The sequence below is a fragment of the Streptomyces sp. 63XJN7_1_ISO-PGPR-S23-121 genome (genome assembly GCF_056173025.1).
Map to the genome: position 1 here is coordinate 2,245,265 of NZ_CM149653.1, position 14,755 is coordinate 2,260,019.

The 14,755-nt window shown below is 73.2% G+C and carries 14 protein-coding genes and 1 pseudogene; 11 read left to right on the forward strand and 4 right to left on the reverse strand.

Going from position 1 to position 14,755, the window contains the following annotated elements:
- Window positions 1–5: 5 nt before the first annotated feature.
- The 3 genes from AC0VYN_RS09890 to zapE form a co-directional block, all read right to left on the reverse strand.
- Window positions 6–587 (reverse strand): carbonic anhydrase, encoded by a 582-nt coding sequence (locus tag AC0VYN_RS09890; RefSeq protein ID WP_385463654.1) that lies wholly within the window; start codon window positions 585–587, stop codon window positions 6–8.
- Between the two features lie 75 nt (window positions 588–662).
- Window positions 663–1,073, reverse strand: coding sequence for a hypothetical protein (locus AC0VYN_RS09895; RefSeq protein WP_475535654.1), 411 nt, complete (start codon window positions 1,071–1,073; stop codon window positions 663–665).
- Between the two features lie 165 nt (window positions 1,074–1,238).
- A complete protein-coding gene (zapE, locus tag AC0VYN_RS09900) occupies window positions 1,239–2,360 on the reverse strand; it encodes a cell division protein ZapE (protein ID WP_475535655.1) in 1,122 nt (373 codons plus the stop codon).
- Between the two features lie 309 nt (window positions 2,361–2,669).
- On the opposite strand from zapE, the gene AC0VYN_RS09905 reads away from it, so the two are divergent.
- The 4 genes from AC0VYN_RS09905 to msrB all read left to right on the forward strand — a co-directional run bounded on the left by AC0VYN_RS09905 (window position 2,670) and on the right by msrB (window position 6,024).
- The gene (locus AC0VYN_RS09905; protein ID WP_475535656.1) at window positions 2,670–3,455 is read left to right on the forward strand and encodes a pyrimidine reductase family protein; all 786 of its coding nucleotides are present in this window, start codon (window positions 2,670–2,672) and stop codon (window positions 3,453–3,455) included.
- 204 nt (window positions 3,456–3,659) lie between these two features.
- Window positions 3,660–4,133, forward strand: coding sequence for an indole-3-glycerol phosphate synthase (locus tag AC0VYN_RS09910; protein WP_385463666.1), 474 nt, complete (start codon window positions 3,660–3,662; stop codon window positions 4,131–4,133).
- A 74-nt stretch (window positions 4,134–4,207) separates the two neighbouring features.
- Window positions 4,208–5,602, forward strand: a complete 1,395-nt coding sequence (gene murC, locus AC0VYN_RS09915) for a UDP-N-acetylmuramate--L-alanine ligase (protein ID WP_475535657.1) — start codon at window positions 4,208–4,210, stop codon at window positions 5,600–5,602.
- A gap of 14 nt (window positions 5,603–5,616) precedes the next feature.
- On the forward strand, window positions 5,617–6,024 hold the full coding sequence (gene msrB, locus AC0VYN_RS09920; RefSeq protein WP_451687678.1) for a peptide-methionine (R)-S-oxide reductase MsrB: 408 nt from the start codon (window positions 5,617–5,619) through the stop codon (window positions 6,022–6,024).
- A 15-nt stretch (window positions 6,025–6,039) separates the two neighbouring features.
- Here the strand turns inward: msrB and AC0VYN_RS09925 are convergent.
- Window positions 6,040–6,512: pseudogene (locus AC0VYN_RS09925) on the reverse strand (sensor histidine kinase); the annotation flags it as partial.
- 189 nt (window positions 6,513–6,701) lie between these two features.
- Here AC0VYN_RS09925 and AC0VYN_RS09930 point away from each other — a divergent pair.
- From AC0VYN_RS09930 to cyc2, 7 genes are all read left to right on the forward strand, one after another.
- Window positions 6,702–7,826 (forward strand): ABC transporter ATP-binding protein, encoded by a 1,125-nt coding sequence (locus AC0VYN_RS09930; RefSeq protein ID WP_475535658.1) that lies wholly within the window; start codon window positions 6,702–6,704, stop codon window positions 7,824–7,826.
- Complete coding sequence (locus tag AC0VYN_RS09935) at window positions 7,823–8,533, forward strand: ABC transporter permease (RefSeq protein ID WP_475535659.1); 711 nt, start codon at window positions 7,823–7,825, stop codon at window positions 8,531–8,533. The genes AC0VYN_RS09930 and AC0VYN_RS09935 overlap by 4 nt, the downstream gene beginning before the upstream one ends.
- A complete protein-coding gene (locus AC0VYN_RS09940; RefSeq protein ID WP_475535660.1) occupies window positions 8,530–9,195 on the forward strand; it encodes an ABC transporter permease in 666 nt (221 codons plus the stop codon). Before AC0VYN_RS09935 ends, AC0VYN_RS09940 begins: the two co-directional genes overlap by 4 nt.
- A 78-nt stretch (window positions 9,196–9,273) precedes the next feature.
- The gene (locus tag AC0VYN_RS09945) at window positions 9,274–10,233 is read left to right on the forward strand and encodes an ABC transporter substrate-binding protein (RefSeq protein WP_475535661.1); all 960 of its coding nucleotides are present in this window, start codon (window positions 9,274–9,276) and stop codon (window positions 10,231–10,233) included.
- 184 nt (window positions 10,234–10,417) lie between these two features.
- Window positions 10,418–11,065 carry a ScbR family autoregulator-binding transcription factor gene (locus AC0VYN_RS09950; RefSeq protein ID WP_475535662.1) on the forward strand — a complete coding sequence of 216 codons (648 nt, stop codon included), beginning with the start codon at window positions 10,418–10,420 and terminating at the stop codon, window positions 11,063–11,065.
- A 114-nt stretch (window positions 11,066–11,179) separates the two neighbouring features.
- The gene (locus AC0VYN_RS09955; RefSeq protein WP_475535663.1) at window positions 11,180–12,376 is read left to right on the forward strand and encodes a damage-control phosphatase ARMT1 family protein; all 1,197 of its coding nucleotides are present in this window, start codon (window positions 11,180–11,182) and stop codon (window positions 12,374–12,376) included.
- 152 nt (window positions 12,377–12,528) lie between these two features.
- Window positions 12,529–14,745, forward strand: coding sequence for a germacradienol/geosmin synthase Cyc2 (gene cyc2 / locus AC0VYN_RS09960; protein ID WP_475535664.1), 2,217 nt, complete (start codon window positions 12,529–12,531; stop codon window positions 14,743–14,745).
- Window positions 14,746–14,755: the final 10 nt, after the last annotated feature.

A 14,755-nucleotide genomic window follows, 5' to 3' on the forward strand; every position in this document is an offset into this window, starting at 1 on the left:
GCCGCTCACAGGGTCTCGAAGGCGTCGGTGTCCGCCCGGTGCTGCCGCACGGCCCCGGTGTGGACCTCGTAGTACCAGCCGCGCAGGCGCAGCCGGCCCTCGGCCAGCCGCCGCTCGACGCACGGGTAGGAGCGCAGCCGCAGCAACTGGGCCAGGACGTGGTGCTGCACGGCGCCCGCGACCGTGGGGTCGGCGGGGTCGCAGGGCTTCGGCTCGTCCGCGGTCTGGGCCAGCCAGTCGCGCACGGCGGGTACGGCGGTCAGGTCGTCGCCGCGCACCAGCGCGCCGACGGCGCCGCAGTGCGAGTGGCCGCAGACGACGACGTCCGTGACGCCCAGCACCTCGACGGCGTACTCGATGGTGGCCGCCTCGCCGCTGGGGCGTTCGGCGCCGTAGGGCGGAACGATGTTGCCCGCGGTGCGCAGCTCGAAGAGCTGGCCCGGCCGGGCGCCGGTGATCAGGGCCGGTACGACCCGGGAGTCGGAGCAGGTGATGAACAGGACTTCGGGCGACTGGCCTTCGGCGTGCCCGGCGAACTCCTCGGGGCGCTGGCCGAACGTGCGGGCGTTGTCGATGAGGGGCTGCATGATGCGGTCATTCCTCCTGGCGCGCGGTGGGGGCGCGTCGGACGGGCGTGGACGGAGTGGGGGGTGCTCCGTCGCTCAGCAGCGGAAGACCTGGAGGGCCGCGGGGGATCGGTCCGGGGCGGATCTCGAGCGGCGTTCGTGCGCATGGCCGGGCAGGACCCGCTCGGGGGCGGCGGCGACGCGCCGTGCCGACAGCGGGTGTCCGGGGGCCTCGGGCTCGGGTGCCGCGGTGGCGCGGTGCCGGTCGCGGACGCGCACCGGCCCGTGCGTGTTCCCGGACCGGCCGGACTCGTGACAGGTGACGGTCTCGTCGCGCAGCGCCGTGCCGGCGAGGGTGAGTCCCGCGGAGGCCGACTGGGCCTGGGCCACGGCATCACGATCCGTGTGCGCGGATGCGAAGGACGGCGCGGGTGCGAACAACGGGAGGGCGAGCAGGAGGGCGGCGAGGAGCGGGAACAGGGCCCGGGTCGTCCTACCTCGTAACATGCGCCCCCCTACCGACAGTTCGGGCCTCGCGTGCACACCGGCGTCAGGTCAAAGCTTGGTCAAGAAACACGTTAACCCTGCGGAGTCGTTTGCAGGGTTAACGGGACGTTACGAGCCGGAGAGAGCCTGAAAATCGAGGTCTGTCGGCGGAAAACGGGCGGTGCGTCAGCGGGCGTCGACGAACCGCGCGGCGTCCCGGGCCAGGGCGGTGAGCCGGGAGATCGCCCGGAAGTACTTCTTGCGGTAGCCGCCCTTCAGCATCTCCTCGCTGAACAGCCCGTCGAAGGGCAGCCCCGAGGCCAGCACGGGCACCTCGCGGTCGTAGAGCCGGTCCGCGAGGACGACCAGGCGCAGCGCGGTCGACTGGTCCGGCACCGGCCGGACGCCGGTGAGGCACACGGCCGAGAGGCCGTCGGTCAGGGCGCCGTAGCGGCTCGGGTGGACGCGGGCGAGGTGGTCGAGGAGCGCCGGGAACTCGTCCAGGGAGGCGCCGTCCGTCTCCTGCGCCGCGCGGGTCACCTGCTCGTCGGAGTAGGGCGCCGGGGCCTCGGGCAGGCCGCGGTGACGGTAGTCCTCGCCGTCGATGCGCAGGGCGCGGAAGTGGGCCGACAGGCCCTGGATCTCGCGCAGGAAGTCGGCCGCCGCGAAGCGGCCCTCGCCGAGCTTGCCCGGCAGCGTGTTGGAGGTGGCGGCGAGCGCCACGCCGGCCTCCACCAGCCGGGCGAGCAGGCTGGAGACGAGGACGGTGTCGCCCGGGTCGTCGAGCTCGAACTCGTCGATGCACAGGAGACGGTGCCCGGAGAGGGTCTGCACGGTCTGCTGGAAGCCGAGGGCGCCGACCAGGTTGGTCAGCTCGACGAAGGTGCCGAAGGCCTTGCGGGAGGGGTCGGCGGGGGTGGCGTGCCACAGGGACGCCAGCAGGTGGGTCTTGCCGACGCCGTAGCCGCCGTCGAGGTAGACGCCGCGGGGGCCGGCGGGGGGCTTGGGGGCCCTGCTCCGGCCGAGGCCGAAGAAGCCGCGCCTGCCGGTGGCCGCGCCGGGAGCTTCGCCGAGGCCGGTGGCGAAGCCCTCCAGGACCTGGACGGCCTCGCTCTGGGTGGGCTGGTTCGGGTCCGGGATGTACGTGCTGAAACGGACCGAGTCGAAGCGCGGGGGCGGCACCATCTCGGCGACCAGGCGGTCCGCCGGGACGTGCGGCTCGCGGGCGCACAGGGACAGCGGGGTCGCCCCGGCTATCGGGGCGGGGCCGGAGGGGGCGGAACCGGGGGCGGCGGAGGAGGACGACACGGGGGTCAATGGTAGGGCCTGTCCGACCGTGGCCCGGCGGGGCGGCGGGCGGGGTGGGTCCTGCGACCCGGTGCTCGCGGGGTGCCGGATGCCTGCGGCCCCTGGGGCGTGGGTGCCGGGTCGGTCCGGGGGTGCGCGGTGCGGCGCCGGACGGGGTGGGTCGCGTGGCCGGCGCTCGCGGGGTGCCGCCGCGCCCGCCCGTGCCGCCCCTGGGGTACCTCCCTCCCAGGCCGTTCAGGCACTGGGGGAGGCACGACTGCCCGCGGCTGTGTGGCAGTGGCGGGGGCGGGGCGTGGAAGACTGCTCGGTATGCGACGTCTGTTCCCTGTGACCGATCCGACAGCAGAGGGCGAGACCGCCGGGGGCGACCGGGAGTGGAGCCTCGCCGAGCTGGCGGCCGCCTACGCGTACCCCGGGCCGGAAGCCCGGCCGGGTGGCTGGCTGCGGGCCAACATGGTCTCCACCCTGGACGGTGCCGCCCAGCACGACGGCCGCTCCCAGCCCATCTCCAGCGCGGCCGACATGCGGATCTTCGGCACCCTGCGGGCCCTCGCGGACGTCGTGATCGCCGGCGCCGAGACCGTACGCCAGGAGGGGTACCGGCCCGCACGCGCGCGTGCGGAGTTCACGGAGCTGCGGCGGGCGGCCGGACAGGGCCCGGCGCCGGTGATCGCCGTGGTCAGCGCGAGCCTGGAGCTCGACTTCTCCCTGCCGCTGTTCACCTCGCCGCTGGTGCCCACCCTGATCCTCACCGGCGCGGCGGCGGCCCCCGACCGCGTCGCGGCCGCCGAGAGGGCCGGCGCCCGGGTGGTGGTCGCCGGCGACGGCGTCGGCGTGGACCCCGCCCGTGCCGTCCGCGCGCTCGCCGGGCTCGGCCACACCCGGCTGCTGACCGAGGGCGGCCCGCGGCTGCTGGGACAGTTCGTCGCGGCCGGCGTCCTCGACGAGCTGTGCCTGACCGTCTCCCCGATGCTCACCGCGGGCGACGCGCAGCGGATCGCGGGCGGCCCCTCGGTCGACCTGCCGCGGCACTACACCCTGGCGTCCCTGCTCGAGGAGGAAGGTTTCCTCTTCAGCCGGTACCGGCGCGACTGACCCGCGGCGAGGTCACCCGGACAGCGGTCCGGCCCCCGGTACGACGCCGGCGACCCCATATGGAATCACTCGTTCCGCTCAGTCCGGGCCGGGCACACTGAATCCGGCAGTACCCGTGCGATCACGGGGCAGGATGGTTTCCGCAGGGTTCGGCACACCTGCGGAGGGTGGGCCCACGGGCCCCAGAAGGAGAAGGGGCGTTTGGTGTTCACAAGCGTTTTGATGATCGAGAAGGCCCTGACGTCCGCCGACGTGGAGTTCGTCACCACCTTGCACGGGGACGAACCGGTCGCCTTCCACGTGCTGCTCCAGCCGCGCGGCGACCAGGCCGACCGGCTGCTGCGGGCCATCGACGACGTCGCCCTCGGCGAACTCGACGACGCGGTCCGCGAGGGCGAGACCCCTGAGGGGAAGGAGGCGCTGAGCGTCGGGCAGCGGGCGCTGGAGGTGTCCCTCACCGCCCTGCGCGCGTCCGGCGCCGAGGCCGTGGGCAGCCTGGTCGAGGCGCAACCGCTGGACGCGCTCAGGTCGCTCGTCCAGGAGACCGGCGCCGACGAGGTGATCGTCCTCACCGACCCGCACTACGTGGAGGAGTTCTTCCACCGGGACTGGGCCTCGCGGGCCCGGCACAAGGTCGGCGTACCGGTCCTGAAACTGTTCTCCCACAGCAAGGCTTAGGCTGGGGCCGCGCCCGGGCCCCGCGCCGGGGGCGCGCCCACCAGTACGCACCGCACCTCTGGGGAGAACAGCGCATGGGACCCGGCCTTCCTACCGCCATGGACCGACCGCACTTCATCGGCATCGGCGGCGCCGGAATGTCGGGCATCGCGAAGATCCTCGCCCAGCGCGGGGCCGCGGTGGCGGGCAGCGACGCCAAGGACTCCGCGACCGCCGAGGCACTGCGCGCGCTCGGCGCGACCGTGCACATCGGGCACGCGGCGGAGCACCTCGCCGACGACGCGAGCTGCGTCGTCGTGTCGTCGGCGATCCGCGCGGACAACCCGGAGCTGGCCCGCGCGGCCGCCCTCGGGATCCCGGTCGTGCACCGCTCGGACGCCCTCGCCGCCCTGATGGACGGGCTCCGCCCGATCGCGGTGGCCGGTACCCACGGCAAGACCACGACCACCTCCATGCTCGCGGTCTCCCTGTCCGCGCTGGGCCGCGCCCCGTCGTACGCGATCGGCGGCGACCTGGACGCGCCCGGCTCCAACGCCCTCCACGGCGACGGCGAGATCTTCGTCGCCGAGGCGGACGAGAGCGACCGCAGCTTCCACAAGTACGCGCCCGAGGTCGCCATCGTCCTCAACGTCGAGCTCGACCACCACGCCAACTACGCCTCGATGGACGAGATCTACGAGTCCTTCGAGACCTTCGCCGGGAAGATCGTCCCCGGCGGCACGCTGGTGATCGCCGCCGACCACGAGGGTGCGCGCGAGCTGACGCGCCGGCTGGCCGGTTCGGTGCGGACGGTGACGTACGGGGAGTCCGAGGACGCCGACGTCCGCATCCTGTCGGTCGTCCCGCAGGGCCTGAAGAGCGAGGTCACCGTGCTGATGGACGGCACCGAGCTGACCTTCGGGGTCTCCGTCCCGGGCCGCCACTACGCCCACAACGCGGTCGCCGCCCTCGCCGCGGGCGTCGCCCTGGGCATCCCCGCCGCCGAGCTGGCCCCCGCCCTGGCCGCCTACACCGGCGTCAAGCGCCGCCTGCAGCTCAAGGGCGAGGCGGCCGGTGTGCAGGTCGTCGACTCCTACGCGCACCACCCCACCGAGATGACGGCCGACCTGGAGGCCATGCGCGCCGCGGTCGGCGACGCCCGCATCCTGGTCCTGTTCCAGCCGCACCTGTTCTCCCGCACCCAGGAGCTCGGCAAGGAGATGGGCCAGGCGCTCGCCCTCGCCGACGCGTCGGTGGTCCTCGACATCTATCCCGCCCGCGAGGACCCCATCCCCGGGGTCACCAGCGAGCTGATCATCGAGGCCGCGCGGGCGGCGGGCGCGGACGTCACCCCGGTCCACGACAAGGAGGGCGCGCCCGCGGCCGTCGCGGGAATGGCGAAGGCCGGTGATCTCGTTCTCACCATGGGCGCGGGCGACGTCACCGACCTCGGACCGCGCATCCTGGAACAGTTGGACACGGGCAAGTGAGGGGCTGAGTACACATGGCGTACGACGTCGAGAAGCCGGACGAGCAGTGGCGCGCGGAACTGGCCCCGGCCGAGTACGCCGTCCTGCGCCAGGCCGCCACGGAACCCGCCTTCACCGGTGAGTACACGGACACCGAGACCGAGGGCGTCTACTCGTGCCGTGCCTGCGGCGCCGAGCTGTTCACCTCGCGGACGAAGTTCGCCTCGCACTGCGGCTGGCCGTCCTTCTTCGACCCGAAGGACACCGACGCGGTCGAGCTGATCGAGGACCGGTCGCACGGGATGGTGCGCACGGAGGTGCGCTGCGCCCGCTGCGGCTCCCACCTCGGTCACGTCTTCGAGGGCGAGGGGTATCCGACCCCGACCGACCAGCGGTACTGCATCAACAGCATCGCGCTGCGGCTGGAGCCCGTCGAGGGCTGAGCCGGCAGGCCGGCGGGCGGCGGCCGGAAGCGTCACGGTGAACTCCGTCACGCCCGGCCCGCCGCCCAGCACGAGCGTGCCGCCGTGCGCCCGCACCAGCGAGGAGGCCACGGCGAGTCCGAGCCCGCTGCCGCCGCGGTCCCGGCTGCGGGCCTTGTCGACGCGGTGGAACCGGTCGAAGACGCGCAGCCGGTCGGCGGCCGGCATGCCCGGTCCCATGCCGGCCACGCCGATCCGGGCCGCGCCGGCCGTCACGGACACCGTCACCGTGACCTCCGTGCCCGGGGGGTGTGCACGGCCGCGTTGGTGAGCAGGTTGTCGAGCACCTGCCGGATCCGCTGCGGGTCGAGCCGCAGCTCCACCGCGGGCCCGGTCCGCACCGTCAGCGGATGCTCCGGATGCCCCGCGCGGAAGGCGTCGGCCGCCTGTCGCACCAGGTCCGTCAGATCCGCGTCCTCCCACCGCAGCGGCGCCTCGGCCTCGTCCGCACGCCGGGGCTGCCGCCGGCCGCGGGCGAGCGGACGGGAAGAACACCGGTGTGAACTCCCCGAGAGGGGGAAGGAGTCGCCCGGACCCAAGGGCCCCGCAGATCCGCCGTCTACACTCGACCGGCGACGGCCCCACCGACCGCGGCCGGAGCGGGCAGCTTCTGCCAGACCCGAAGGGCAATCCGCGCTTTGATACGGATGGAATCAGTCACCAAGCGGTATCCGGACGGCACGGTGGCGGTCGACCGGCTGTCGCTGGAGATCCCCGACCGGTCGATCACCGTCCTCGTCGGCCCCTCGGGCTGCGGCAAGACGACGACCCTGCGGATGATCAACAGGATGGTCGAGCCGACCGAGGGCACCATCCTCCTCGACGGCGCGGACATCCAGCGCCAACCGGTCACCACCCTGCGCCGGTCCATGGGCTACGTCATCCAGAACGCCGGCCTCTTCCAGCACCGGACGATCCTCGACAACATCGCCACCGTGCCCCGCATGCTCGGCCGGGGCAAGCAGAAGTCCCGCGCCCGGGCGGCGGAGCTGATGGAACGGGTCGGGCTCGACCCCTCCCTCGGCAAGCGGTACCCGTACCAGCTCTCCGGCGGACAGCAGCAGCGCGTCGGCGTGGCGCGGGCACTCGCCGCCGATCCGCCCGTGCTGCTCATGGACGAGCCGTTCTCGGCCGTCGACCCCGTGGTGCGCAAGGGACTCCAGGACGAACTGCTGCGCATCCAGGACGAGCTGGGCAAGACCATCGTGTTCGTCACGCACGACATCGACGAGGCCGTCAAACTCGGCTCCATGGTCGCGGTGATGCGCACCGGCGGCCGGCTCGCCCAGTTCGCGACGCCCGCCGAGCTGCTCTCCGCACCGGCGGACGCCTTCGTGGAGGACTTCCTCGGGGCCGACCGCGGCATCCGGCGGCTGTCCTTCTTCCCGTCCGCCGCGCTGGAGCTGACGACCGACGCCGTCGTGCCGCTCGACGCCACCGCCGAACGCCTCGCCGCGCCCGACACCCCCTACCTCCTCGTCACCGACGCCGACGGCAGACCCCTCGGCTGGGGCGAACCGCGCGACCTGGCCGCCGGGGACATCGCGCCGGACGCCCTCCTGCCGTACGGGCGGCCGTTCGTCCCCGGCACCGACTCGCTGCGGGCCGCCCTCGACTGCGCCGTGCTCTCGCCCACCGGCTGGGCCGTCGCCGTGGACGCCGACGGCCGGGTGACCGGCGTCGTCTCCCAGCAGACCATCGGCGAGGCGATCCGCACCGCCCACGCCGCCGGGCGTGCCGACGACGCGAAGGTCGCCCCGTGAACGGCTTCTTCGACATCCCGAGCGACCTCCAGAACACCTACTTCGGCCTGATCGGCCTGCACCTGCGCGAGGCGCTGCTGCCGGTGCTGGCCGGGCTGCTGCTCGCGCTGCCCGTCGCCCAGCTCTGCGTGCGCTTCCGCTGGCTGTACCCGCCCGTGCTCGGCGTGACGACCGTCTTCTACGCCATCCCGTCGCTGGCCGTCTTCGTCGTCCTCATCGACTACACCGGCCAGACCGAGCTGACGGTGATGATCCCGCTGGCCGTCTACAGCCTGGTGGTGCTCGTCCCCGCCATCGTCGACGGCGTGCGGTCGGTGCCGCAGGAGACGCTGGCCGCCGCAACCGCCATGGGCTTCGGGCCCGTACGGCGCTACCTCCAGGTGCAGTTGCCGATCGCCGTGCCTGCGATCCTCGCCGGGCTCCGGGTGGCCACCGCCTCCAGCATCTCCCTGGTCAGCGTCGGCGCCCTCATCGGCAACCAGGGCGCCCTCGGCAACCTGCTCGCGGACGCGCAGAAGTACGACCGGCCCGAACTCGCGGTCAACTCCGTTCTCACGACGGCCGTCCTGGCCATCCTCTGCGACGGGGCGCTCGTCCTGGCCCGAACCCTGCTGACCCCGTGGATGCCGCGCGGCACCCGGCCGCGCGCCGGGGACGGCTCCGCCGTGCGGCGGCAGCGGCCCGCGGCGAAGGAGGCTGCCCGGTGAACGTGCTGAACTTCGTCAACGCCTTCTTCGGCGACAGCGCCCACTGGCACGGCTACGACGGCATCCCGCAACGCCTGCTGGAACACGTCCAGTACACGCTGCTGGCCCTCGTCCTGGCCGCCGCCATCGGCCTGCCCGTCGGGCTGCTCACCGGGCACACCGGGCGGGGCGGCAACGCCGTCGCCTTCGTCGCCACCGCCGCCCGGGCCCTGCCCAGCTTCGGCCTGCTGGTGCTGATCGCCGTCGTGGTGGGCATCGGCCTGCTGCCCGTGATGATCCCGCTGGTCGTCCTCGCCGTGCCGCCGATCCTGGTCACCACCTACGAGGCGGTCCGCTCCGTCGACCCCGCCCCGGTGGACGCCGCGCGGGGCCTGGGCATGCACGAGACGGCCATCCTGTTCCGGGTCGAACTGCCGGTCGCCCTGCCGCTGGTCCTCAGCGGACTGCGCTCGGCGGCCATCCAGGTCGTCTCGACGGCCACCATCGCCGCCTACGTCAGCCTGGGCGGGCTCGGCCGGTACATCATCGACGGGCTCTACCAGCGCGACTACGAGAAGGTGGTCGGCGGCGCCACCCTGGTGGCACTCCTGGCACTGGTCACGCTCACCCTGTTCTGGGCGGCGGGCCGGCTCGCGGTGTCCCCGGGAGTGCGCAGGCGCTGACGCCCGGACCCGGACGTACCGAAAACCGTGACCCGGCCGTAGTTGACTGACCGACGAGCGGCTCGTTTGGATCGGTGGATGACTTTCACCGCGAACAGCAGCAGGTCCAGGACGAGGCACACCGGCGCGGCGGCCGTCGCGCTCACCGCCGCGGCGGCGCTGCTCGCGGGGTGTTCCTCCTCCGACGACACCTCGGACAACCCCCTGGCCGGGGAGAAGGCGAAGGCCGGCACCGTCGTCGTCGGCTCGAACAACTTCGCCGAGAGCACCCTGCTCGCCGACATCTACGGCGAGGCGCTCAAGGCCAAGGGCCTCAAGGTCACCTACAAGCACAACATCGGCAGCCGCGAGACGACGTACGGCCTGATGAAGAACGGCTCCGTCATGGTGCTGCCGGAGTACAACGGCTCGCTGCTGGCGTACCTCGACTCGAAGGCGGAGCAGAAGTCCGCCGACGCCGTGAACGCCGCGGTGAAGACCAGGCTCGACAAGAGCCTGACGCTGCTGGAGTCGTCGCCGGCCGAGGACAAGGACTCGGTCGCCGTGAACGCCGGCACGGCCGAGAAGTACGGCCTGACCGCCGACTCCACCCTCGCCGACCTCAAGGACGCGGCGCCCGGGCTGGCGATCGGCGGCTCGCCCGAGTTCCAGACCCGCCAGCAGGGCCTCAAGGGCCTGGAGTCCGTCTACGGCCTGAAGTTCAAGTCCTTCAAGGCCCTCGACGCGGGCGGCCCGCTGACCCAGTCGGCGCTGACCAGGAACACCGTGCAGGCCGCGGACATCTTCACCACCGACCCGACCATCGTGAAGGAGAAGTTCGTCGTCCTGAAGGACCCGCAGAACCTCTTCGGGTTCGCCAACGTGACGCCGCTGGTCAACAAGGAGGGACTGCCCCAGGAGGGCGTGGCCGCGCTGAACGCGGTCTCCGCCAAGCTGGACACCAAGACCCTCCTCGACCTGGACGCACAGGTCCAGCTGGACAAGAAGGACCCGCTGGACGTGGCCACGGAGTGGCTGAAGTCCGCGGGCCTCGCCTGACGGCCGGGACGCCGCGGCCCCCGGCCGCGGCGTCCGCCGCCCGGTTCTCCGCGACCGGCTCCGCCCGCCCACCGCTCGCGTTCCACCGGGGCGAAAAGGCGGGCGCCGGACCGTGAGTTATCGTGTACTGGGGGTTAACGCAGACGGCATGACCCGTCGAGTTCCAGCCCAGGAGAATCAGCCGATGGCGAGGCAGCTACGCGCCGAGCAGACCCGCGCGACCATCCTCCAGGCCGCCGCGGACCTGTTCGACCGTCACGGTTACGAGGCGACCAGCCTGTCGGAGATCGTGACACACGCCGGCGTCACCAAGGGCGCCCTGTACTTCCACTTCGCGGCCAAGGAGGACCTGGCCCAGGCCATCATGGAGCTCCAGTCCAGAACCTGGCGCCGCCTGGCGACGGAACTGGACGGGCGGGGTTACACCGCCCTGGAGGCGCTGATGCGCCTGACGTTCGTCATGGCCCGGCTGTCCGCCGACGGGCCGGTCCTGCGGGCCGGACTGCGGCTCGCCACCGCGGGAGCGCCGGTACGGCCGCCGCTGCCGCACCCCTTCACCGAGTGGGTGGACATCGCCTCGTCCCGGCTCCTCGACGCCGTCGGCCAGGCCGACCTCCACCCGGAGATCGACGTCGAGTCGGTCGCCCACACCATCGTGTGCTCGTTCGTCGGGTCCCGGGTCGTGGGGCTCACCCTCGAACCGGCCGCCCGGCAGCCCCGCCGGATGGCGGAGATGTGGCACGTGCTGATCCGCGGCATGGTGCCGGTGACCCGGCGCGCCCGCTACCTCAGCCTCGCCGCCCGCCTGGAACGGGAGGCGAGCGCGGCCTGAGCGGCGGGTTCGCCGTCGCGACGACCGGCGGCCGGCGCGGCCCGCCGGTCCCGGGCGACACCCGCGGGGCGCGGCCCGTCGGGCACGTCCGGTCCGCGCGCTACGGTGAGGCGCATGCCCGACACCCCCTCGGAGACCGCTCCCGTCATCCTCGGCGACGAGCCCGGGTCCTTCCCCCACGGTGTGCTGGCCGACCGGCATCCCGCCGTGGTCCGGCAGGTCCGTGAGGCGTTCCCCTACGACCCGCCCCGGCAGCGCGCCCTGGACGCGCTGCTGGAGAACTGCACCGAGGGCGTGATCGAGCCCCTGCCCGCCGACGCCCACGACCGGGACCGGTGGGCGGCCTGGGGCCTGGACGAGTACGCCGGCCGCTCCTGGTTCGACGTGCCCTGGCTGTGGGCCGAGAGCCACTTCTACCGACGGCTCCTCGACGCCGTCGGCTACTTCGGCCCCGGTCCCTGGCAGGGCATCGACCCCTTCCGGCCGGCCAAGCTCGCCGAACTCGACGCCCCCGAGACGGCCGGGGAACTCGCCGCGCTCGACCGCCTCGCCGCCCGGCCCGCCGACGAACGGCTCCGGGCCCTGCTGCACGGCTCCCTCTGGGGCAACCGCGCGGACCTGAGCTTCCGCCTCTCCACGACCGGTGCCGGGGACGAAGGCGCCGCGCCGGCCCTGGTCGCCGACGACGGCGACGCCCTGCTGTCCCTGCTGCCGCCCGCCGGGAGGGCCGGGACGGCGGCGACGCTCTGCCTCGTCGCCGACAACGCCGGCCGCGAACTCGTCCCCGACCTGCTCCTCGTCTCCCACCTCCTCGGCCACGGCCGCATCGGGCGGGCGGTCCTGCACGTCAAGCCCTACCCGTACTACGTCTCCGACGCCACGACCGCCGACGTGCTCGACGCCCTGCGGCGGCTGATCGCGGCGGGCGGGGCGGCCGGTGAGTACGGCCGCACCCTCTGGACCGCGCTCACCGACGGCCGCGTCACCGTCCGCGCCCACCTCTTCTCCGGCGCCCCGCTGCCCTACGCGGACATGCCCGACGGCCTGCGCGAGGACTTCGCCGCGGCTACGGTCACCGTCCTCAAGGGCGACCTGAACTACCGCCGCCTGGTGGGCGACCGGTGGTGGCCCCCGACGACGCCCTTCGCGGACGTCACCGCGTACTTCCCCGGCCCGGTCGCCGCGCTGCGCATCCTGAAGTCCGACGTGATCACCGGCCTGGACGCGGACACGGAGATCGCACTGGCGGCGGGCGGGGACCAGCGGTGGCGGACGAACGGGACCCACGCGCTGATCCAGGTCAGGCACTGACCGCGGCGTCGGATCGCCGAGCCGCCCGGGACGGAGGACGGACGCCGCGGGCCGCCGCGGCGGAAGTTCCCGCGATCCGTCCCGTTCACGCGATGGTGTGATCATGTCCCGGCCCGCGGATGCCCCCGAAGACCCCTGGGTAGGGCCGGGCCATGACGCAACAGCCCTTCGAACTCCCGCACTTCTACCTGCCGCATCCCGCGCGGCTCAATCCGCATCTGGACGAGGCCCGCGCCCATTCGACGACGTGGGCGCGCGAGATGGGCATGCTGGAGGGATCAGGGGTCTGGGAGCGGTCCGACCTCGACGCACACGACTACGGCCTGCTCTGCGCCTACACCCACCCCGACTGCGACGGGCCCGCGCTCTCCCTCATCACCGACTGGTACGTGTGGGTCTTCTTCTTCGACGACCACTTCCTGGAGCGGTTCAAGCGCTCCCAGGACCGTGTCGCCGGCAAGGCGCATCTGGACCGGCTGCCCCTGTTCATGCCCCTCGACCCGGCGGCCGGAATGCCCGAGCCGGAGAATCCGGTCGAGGCCGGCCTCGCCGACCTGTGGAGGCGCACGGTGCCCGCCATGTCGGCCGACTGGCGCCGCCGCTTCGCCGTCGCCACCGAGCACCTCCTCAACGAGTCCCTGTGGGAGCTTTCCAACATCAACGAGGGGCGGATCGCCAACCCCGTCGAATACATCGAGATGCGCCGCAAGGTCGGCGGCGCCCCCTGGTCCGCCGGACTCGTGGAGTACGCCACCGCCGAGGTGCCCGCCGCCGTCGCCGGGACGAGGCCGCTGCGGGTGCTGATGGAGACGTTCTCCGACGCCGTGCACCTGCGCAACGACCTGTTCTCCTACCAGCGGGAGGTCGAGGACGAGGGGGAACTCAGCAACGGCGTCCTCGTGCTGGAGACCTTCTTCGGCTGCACCACCCAGCAGGCCGCCGACATGGTCAACGACGTCCTCACCTCCCGCCTGCACCAGTTCGAGCACACCGCGTTCACCGAAGTGCCCGCGGTGGCCCTGGAGAACGGGCTCACCCCGCCCGAGGCCGCGGCCGTCGGGGCGTACGCGAAGGGCCTGCAGGACTGGCAGTCCGGCGGCCACGAATGGCACCTGCGCTCCAGCCGCTACATGAACGAGGGTGCCCGGCCCACCGCCCCGTGGCAGGCTCTCACCGGTCCGGGCACCGCCGCCGCCGACGTGGGCGCGCTGCTCGCCGCGGCCGGCACCGCGGGGGCGTCTCCCGCGTCCCCCGGGCAGCGGGGGAGGCTGCGCGCCTACGCGCACGTGCCGTTCCGGAAGGTGGGGCCGTCGATCGTCCCCGACATCCGCATGCCGTTCCCGCTGGAGCTGAACCCCCACCTCGACGCCGCCCGGCGGCACCTCGTCGAGTGGTCGCGGGACATCGGCATCCTCGGCGAAGGGGTCTGGGACGAGGACAGGCTCGCGAGCTGCGACCTCCCGCTGTGCGCCGCGGGCCTCGACCCGGACGCCACCCCGGAGCAACTCGACCTGGCCTCGGGGTGGCTGGCCTTCGGCACCTACGGCGACGACTACTACCCGCTCGTCCACGGCCGCCGCGGTGACCTGGCCGCCGCGCGGCTGACCACGGAGCGCCTGTCGGCCCGCATGCCGCTGGACGGAGAGCCGGTCCCGCCGCCCGCCAACGCCATGGAACGCGCCCTGACCGACCTGTGGGCGCGCACCACGGCGCACATGACGCCCGAGGAGCGGCGCCCCCTCAGGTCGGCCGTCGACACGATGACCGAGGCCTGGGTCTGGGAGCTGTCCAACCAGGTCCAGAACCGCGTCCCCGACCCGGTCGACTACCTGGAGATGCGCCGCGCCACCTTCGGCTCCGACCTCACCCTGGGCCTGTGCCGGGCCGGACACGGCCCGGCCGTCCCGCCCGACGTGTACCGCAGCGGCCCGGTCCGCTCCCTGGAGAACGCGGCGATCGACTACGCCTGCCTCCTCAACGACGTCTTCTCGTACCAGAAGGAGATCGAGTACGAGGGCGAGATGCACAACGCGGTCCTCGTCGTGCAGAACTTCTTCGGCGTCGACTATCCGACCGCGCTTCCCGTCGTGCAGGACCTGATGAACCAGCGCATGCGCCAGTTCGAGCACGTCGTCGCGCACGAACTTCCCGTCCTCTACGACGACTTCCGGTTGTCGGACGAGGCACGGTCCGTCATGCGGGGCTATGTGTCCGACCTGCAGAACTGGATGGCCGGCATCCTCAACTGGCACCGCAGCGCCCCGCGCTACAAGGCCGAGTACCTGGCCCGGCGCATCCACGGCTTCCTCCCGGACCGGCCCCCGGCCGTCCCCGTCCCGCGGGGCGCGGTGGTTCCCGTGCCCGGCTGAGCCGGCCGGG

What these genes read in the sequence shown, in the direction of transcription:
- AC0VYN_RS09890 (WP_385463654.1), bottom strand. Translation starts at nt 587, where the DNA reads ATGCAGCCCCTCATCGACAACGCCCGCACGTTCGGCCAGCGCCCCGAG.
- AC0VYN_RS09895 (WP_475535654.1), bottom strand. Translation starts at nt 1,073, where the DNA reads ATGTTACGAGGTAGGACGACCCGGGCCCTGTTCCCGCTCCTCGCCGCC.
- AC0VYN_RS09905 (WP_475535656.1), top strand. Translation starts at nt 2,670, where the DNA reads ATGCGACGTCTGTTCCCTGTGACCGATCCGACAGCAGAGGGCGAGACC.
- murC (WP_475535657.1), top strand. Translation starts at nt 4,208, where the DNA reads ATGGGACCCGGCCTTCCTACCGCCATGGACCGACCGCACTTCATCGGC.
- msrB (WP_451687678.1), top strand. Translation starts at nt 5,617, where the DNA reads ATGGCGTACGACGTCGAGAAGCCGGACGAGCAGTGGCGCGCGGAACTG.
- AC0VYN_RS09945 (WP_475535661.1), top strand. Translation starts at nt 9,274, where the DNA reads ATGACTTTCACCGCGAACAGCAGCAGGTCCAGGACGAGGCACACCGGC.
- AC0VYN_RS09950 (WP_475535662.1), top strand. Translation starts at nt 10,418, where the DNA reads ATGGCGAGGCAGCTACGCGCCGAGCAGACCCGCGCGACCATCCTCCAG.
- AC0VYN_RS09955 (WP_475535663.1), top strand. Translation starts at nt 11,180, where the DNA reads ATGCCCGACACCCCCTCGGAGACCGCTCCCGTCATCCTCGGCGACGAG.
- cyc2 (WP_475535664.1), top strand. Translation starts at nt 12,529, where the DNA reads ATGACGCAACAGCCCTTCGAACTCCCGCACTTCTACCTGCCGCATCCC.